5 protein-coding genes and 1 pseudogene are annotated in these 5102 nt (G+C 44.9%); 3 read left to right on the top strand and 3 right to left on the bottom strand.

Annotation, left to right across the window (positions count from 1 at the left end):
• Both A3735_RS17815 and A3735_RS17810 read right to left on the bottom strand, forming a co-directional pair.
• A partial coding sequence (locus A3735_RS17815; RefSeq protein WP_197485927.1) for a beta-propeller domain-containing protein occupies positions 1-407 on the bottom strand: 407 nt, incomplete at its 3' end.
• Positions 408-420: 13 nt separating this feature from the next.
• A complete protein-coding gene (locus A3735_RS17810; protein ID WP_068509442.1) occupies positions 421-1272 on the bottom strand; it encodes a DUF6502 family protein in 852 nt (283 codons plus the stop codon).
• A 171-nt stretch (positions 1273-1443) separates the two neighbouring features.
• Between A3735_RS17810 and A3735_RS17805 the strand changes: the two genes are divergently transcribed.
• Positions 1444-2340, top strand: a complete 897-nt coding sequence (locus A3735_RS17805) for an alpha/beta fold hydrolase (protein WP_068509440.1) — start codon at positions 1444-1446, stop codon at positions 2338-2340.
• An 84-nt stretch (positions 2341-2424) separates the two neighbouring features.
• Here A3735_RS17805 and A3735_RS17800 read toward each other — a convergent pair whose 3' ends face one another.
• On the bottom strand, positions 2425-3432 hold the full coding sequence (locus tag A3735_RS17800) for a GTP-binding protein (protein ID WP_068509437.1): 1008 nt from the start codon (positions 3430-3432) through the stop codon (positions 2425-2427).
• Between the two features lie 309 nt (positions 3433-3741).
• On the opposite strand from A3735_RS17800, the gene A3735_RS17795 reads away from it, so the two are divergent.
• Both A3735_RS17795 and A3735_RS17790 read left to right on the top strand, forming a co-directional pair.
• The gene (locus tag A3735_RS17795) at positions 3742-4398 is read left to right on the top strand and encodes a cytochrome c (RefSeq protein WP_068509435.1); all 657 of its coding nucleotides are present in this window, start codon (positions 3742-3744) and stop codon (positions 4396-4398) included.
• Between the two features lie 110 nt (positions 4399-4508).
• A pseudogene (locus A3735_RS17790) lies at positions 4509-5102 on the top strand (cytochrome c); the annotation flags it as partial.

The following is a 5102-nucleotide window of genomic DNA, read 5'->3' as shown; positions in this document are numbered from 1 at the left end:
ATGGTATTGAGCGCTTCGTGTTTACCTGTCTGTTCCGATAATTCAAATATATTGATGTCGGAACCTCCATTGTAGCTGTATATCAGGTTTCCGTCGGTCTTAAGCCAGTCGAGTTCATCGACTCCTGTTTCTTGAGTATTAGTTCGGGAGTAGCTATCGCTTGACTCGTCAGAAGAGGCATCTGCACTTCCATCGCTTTCGAGTACGGGGGCATCGAGGCAAATATCGCAATAGCTAGGGTTCTGGTTATTCGAAGCAATTCCGTGCTTTAAGTAGCTTTCCAGAGGGCCGCCCGTTCCGGTAATTCCGCCATCATTCTCGGACTCACTACAGCCAACGAAAACAGATGACAGTAAGCTCAAGGTGAGAAGAAACAAACTTGGCTTAAGTTTATGTTGAATGTCCATTGCAGTTGGTCCTTTAAACTTGGCTCGATTTATTGTTGAGCTCTTCGAAATAATAAATTCCAACTCCCGCTCTGTACTGATTGGAAGCGTGTTTTTGTTCGGCTAATGGCATGTCGTGCTGTGCAAGCCACTTATTCAGCTTGAGCAACAATTTTTCATTTTCTTTTTTGCTGTATTGTTTAAATTCTTGAATAGAGTCACTTGATAGGTGCAAGTAAGCAACAGATCGTTGGAAGCGAGGTTCGTCTGAATCTGGATTTAAATTGTTGCTTAGTGTGGATATTAAATCGTGTGCTGATTGTGCGGCGACTTCAATCTGATCAAGGCTTTCGGGTATCGGGATATAGCCGGATTGGTTTAGCCGTAGGTGTTCATTTTCAAGTTTCTCCACTGCACCTAAACGGGTAAGTTCTTCAAGTAAGGTCGTTGTATGAATATCGCCACTATATTCTTTGACTAAAGACTCAAAACTTGGTGTGTCAGCGTTACTCGAGCTAAAAGGGAGGTCTAGCGGTGCGTTTTGATCGCGGCTATAAGCCGGCTCCCTAAGCCATGCGTTAATGACTCTCTCTGCCCGGTTGGCAGGTGTGGTTGTGGTGGGAATCTTGCTTTCATCAAGTTCTTTACGAATTCGTGCAACCTCTTTTCGATGAAGTCCGCTTAAAATCGAAATTCTAGAGGTGCTCTGGGGCTTTCCATCGACAGTGAACTCTTCTTCTGCAACGGCCACATAGGCATGTTTTACCCATTCGGCAAAGTCAGAGAAACCGACTCCTGACCTCAGGAGTATGCGCACCAAAGGTTTCATCATAAAGATGACACATTGGCTTAAGGTGTTTTTGTAGCTTAACGTTTCTTTGTTCATATTGGGAATATATTCCCAATATGAACAAATATCAAGTGAAACTCGCTAAGGCAAACTGGTCATTGCCACCGAATTGTATTGCCCGAACTGACACAAAACCTTCACATCGTATCTCCGATCGGCATCTAAACTTAAACCCATTGTTATTGTTTTTTCCTCCGTGCTGTCACCATGCCTAAAGCTGTATGTAACGATGTAAGTATTGAATACGAGACCTTCGGAAACCCTAAAAGGCCTGCCGTACTTCTGATTATGGGTTTAGGTGCCCAGATGATTGTTTGGCCTGACCGGTTCTGTCATCTGCTTGCTGAAGAAGGTTATTACGTTATCCGATTTGATAATCGCGATATTGGCCTTTCTACCAAGTTTGATCACTATGCAGCTCCTCGTGTGTTGAAACAGGTATTGGCAAACTGGTTTGGCTTGAAGATAGACGCACCCTACGATCTATATCATATGGCCCACGACGCGGTCTGTCTGCTTGACCACCTAAAGTGTAAACAGGCCCATATTGTCGGAGCTTCAATGGGTGGCATGATCGCTCAAATCATTGCTGGTATTTATCATGATCGTATTATTAGCTTAACCTCGATCATGTCTACGGCAGATAGTCGTGGTTTAGTGATGCCTTGGAATATGAAGCTGGGGCTTCATTTGCTTAAGTCGAGCCAGGCTGCCGAAGAAGAACAGCTAGACCTGAAAATGGAAACCGTCCGTTTGATTAGCAGCAGGACTCACCCGCCAAAGCAAGAAGAGTTAGAATCTCGACTCCGGAAAGCTCTGGCGCGTGATGCTGAAAAGTACGGTACAAAAAGACAGCTTTCTGCGATTGTAGCGACTAAGAAAACCAAAAAGATTACACAGCGAGTCAATGTACCCACTTTGATTATTCATGGTGCCGAAGATCGGCTCATTCCTATCAAGTTCGGAAGAAAAAATGCTGAACTGATTGAAGGTGCTGAATTCCGCGAGATAGAAGGGATGGCGCATGACTTTCCAAGACCCCTTGTTGGCTATCTGGCTTTTGTGGTTAGCAAGCACTTAGGAAAATCCTCTGATAGCGAATAGCTTGGTTAATGAATCGAATCACGCCGATGCGACCTTAAGGGGTCAAAGTACTTTAAATTATCTAAAAGAGCGTTTTCGAAAAGACTAGTTGAGCTCTGACATGCAAGCCAACAGTTCAGTTTCGATATCAGAGGCTAAGCCCTTGCCAATAATCTCAATTCGGCTTTCCAGGCATTCATCCAGTGCTACCTCGGTTAAGGCATCTGTTGTTAGGTTATAGCCGAATACTCCCTCGTCAGTGATAAACACGGCTTTCATTCGTTCAGCATTGACTCCACTCAAGAAGTTGAAAAGTGCAGCATGGCTAAAGGTCTTATCTGGCGAAAAGCGCCAGCCGATACTTTCGTAGCCCTCTCCCTTATTTGTTGCTTTTAAAAATCCTGTTTCCGGAATAGGCGAGTCCATGAGTAATCTAGGTGCGTCAGATTCATGATGGTGATGTTTGGCTGTTACCACTGAAGACGTCGGCCCATTCAAAAGTGCGATGTCGATATTTCCATAACTTGTTAGTACAACAGGAGGGGCTTTATCCATTGTTTTCTTAATATATTGGGTGAGTTGTGCTTCATCTCCGTCTTGGTAAAGGTCACTTTTGTTGCCAATGATCATATCAGCAATCAATATCTGTTGATTGAAGGTATCATGCTGGGTGTAGCGCTCATCGCTTAGCTTGCGTGCATCGACCAATGTGAGGGTCTTTTGTAGGGAGAGTACTTGTTGATAGTGTTCTGCCGACAGTACTTCTAAGACTTCTATTGGGTGGCCTAGCCCAGTTGGCTCTATCAACAAACGGTCTGGTTTAGCGCGCGAAAGCAATTGGTTTAAGGCAATTTGCATCGGTAAGCCCGATGCACAGCACATACAGCCGCCTGGCACCTCTTTGATAAATACGCCTTGTTCTTGAGAGCTCTGACCTTGAAAAAAACTGCCGTCTACACCAATTTCGCCAAATTCATTGACGAGTACCGCCCATCGTTCGTTATCGGGTTTTTGTTTGAGTAAGTTCAGAATCGCAGAAGTTTTTCCGACACCGAGGAAGCCGGTGATGATATTGGTGGGTACTGCCGAGACCGTTTTTGCGTCGATGGTCATACTAGGTTTTTGCCTTATATAAGTTTCGGACTGTGGTCAGGGCCAGCAAGCCGGGTAATGATCGGTAGAGTATATTCGAGAGTATAAACATAATCGTGCTGACGCACACGATTGTCTGTCTGACACCTTATGTATAAATAGACCTCAACATATGCAATTCTTGTGTTTACTATAGTGAGAAACGACCCGCTAGTTTGGTTTTGCTTCACCTGAAGGCATTTTCGTAGTTAACTAGAGAGATTAAATTAAGTGATTTATAGGCGTAAGCTTCAACTAACGCTTGGTGGAAAATTGATTAGGTACGAGTTCATGAACAGAAATGCAGTGATTATAATTTTGGTTATTTTTTCCATTTCAGCTGTCGCTTATGGCCATGGCGGGGCGACCGGTATTATTAAAGAGCGTATGGATTTAATGGATAATCTAAAAGGCGCTATGAAAGAGCTAAAACCGATTATGCGAGGGCAAAAAGAATACGACGCTGAAACTGTAAAGAGGAATGCGCTTCTGATCCGAGATCATTCTGGCGAGCATATGACAAAGCTTTTTCCCGATGGCAGTTTAAATATGCCTAGCGAGGCGACTGCTGAAATATGGAATGAGTGGGAGAATTTTCAGCGCTTAGCACGCAATCTAGAACGCTTAGGGCAGGCCTTGCACGATGGAGCTGCCAACAATCAGAATGTGGAACCAGAAAATGGTATGGGGAATACCATGATGGGTAATTCAAATCATATGTCCGGCCATAGCATGATGGGAGAATCGGGCCCTATGAATGGTCGCATGGGGGAGCAAATGAGAGGCCAGGGAATGATGGGTGCCCAAGGTCAAGCAGCAATGGGAGCGCAACGGGGGCTAGACAACATGAGTGATGAACACCTTGCTTCCAAACCGAGCGCTGGCTTGTTTCGTATGATTGGGCAGAGCTGTGCTTCGTGCCATAAAAAATACCGCATCGAGAAATGACAGGAATGCCTCGCCGCTACTACAGCTTTTGCTTACTTCTATTGCTTTTAGGGGGGGGGCTTCTATATAGGCTTTGGCTGCCCCTGTCTCCAAGTTTTAGTTCAGAAGGTATGAATGGAAATACAGCTCGTGGCGCATACTTGGCGCGAATATCAGGGTGTATAGCTTGTCATACTGATATCGATTCCGGCGGTAAATTCTTAGCAGGAGGAAAACCTTTAACCACGCCTTTCGGTGATTTTCGTGCGCCAAACCTAACTTCAGACCCGAAACATGGTATTGGGGCGTGGACATTTCAACAATTTTCGACAGCACTAAGAGAAGGTATTTCACCTGAAGGAAAGCCGTATTATCCGGCTTTTCCATACACGTTTTACGAGAAGTTTTCTGATCAAGATGTAGCCGATTTATGGGTGGCGTTTCAAACCGTACCGCCAGTCGCTGAACCAGACCCCGAGCAGTCTATAAGGTTTCCATTCAATTTTCGTGAAGGTTTAAAGCTATGGCGAGCCATGTTTTTTAGCCCATCTGCTTCAGTGGCGAATTCAGCGTCAGTCGATCAGCTCAATCGAGGAAAATTCCTGGTTGAGGTAGCCGCACACTGCGGCGCTTGCCATACACCAAGGAATCTTTTTGGCGCTTTGAACAGTCAAGAGACTTTTGCTGGTGGTTATGATGCTAACAACAATAAGGTTCCTGCTATC

It is taken from the genome of Oleiphilus sp. HI0061, assembly GCF_001635675.1.
This window is presented reverse-complemented; position numbering and strand designations above follow the sequence as displayed.

Excerpts from the sequence above, each read along its gene's own strand:
- A3735_RS17795 (WP_068509435.1), top strand. The coding sequence starts at position 3,742 with ATGAACAGAAATGCAGTGATTATAATTTTGGTTATTTTTTCCATTTCA.
- A3735_RS17810 (WP_068509442.1), bottom strand. The coding sequence starts at position 1,272 with ATGAACAAAGAAACGTTAAGCTACAAAAACACCTTAAGCCAATGTGTC.
- A3735_RS17800 (WP_068509437.1), bottom strand. The coding sequence starts at position 3,432 with ATGACCATCGACGCAAAAACGGTCTCGGCAGTACCCACCAATATCATC.
- A3735_RS17805 (WP_068509440.1), top strand. The coding sequence starts at position 1,444 with ATGCCTAAAGCTGTATGTAACGATGTAAGTATTGAATACGAGACCTTC.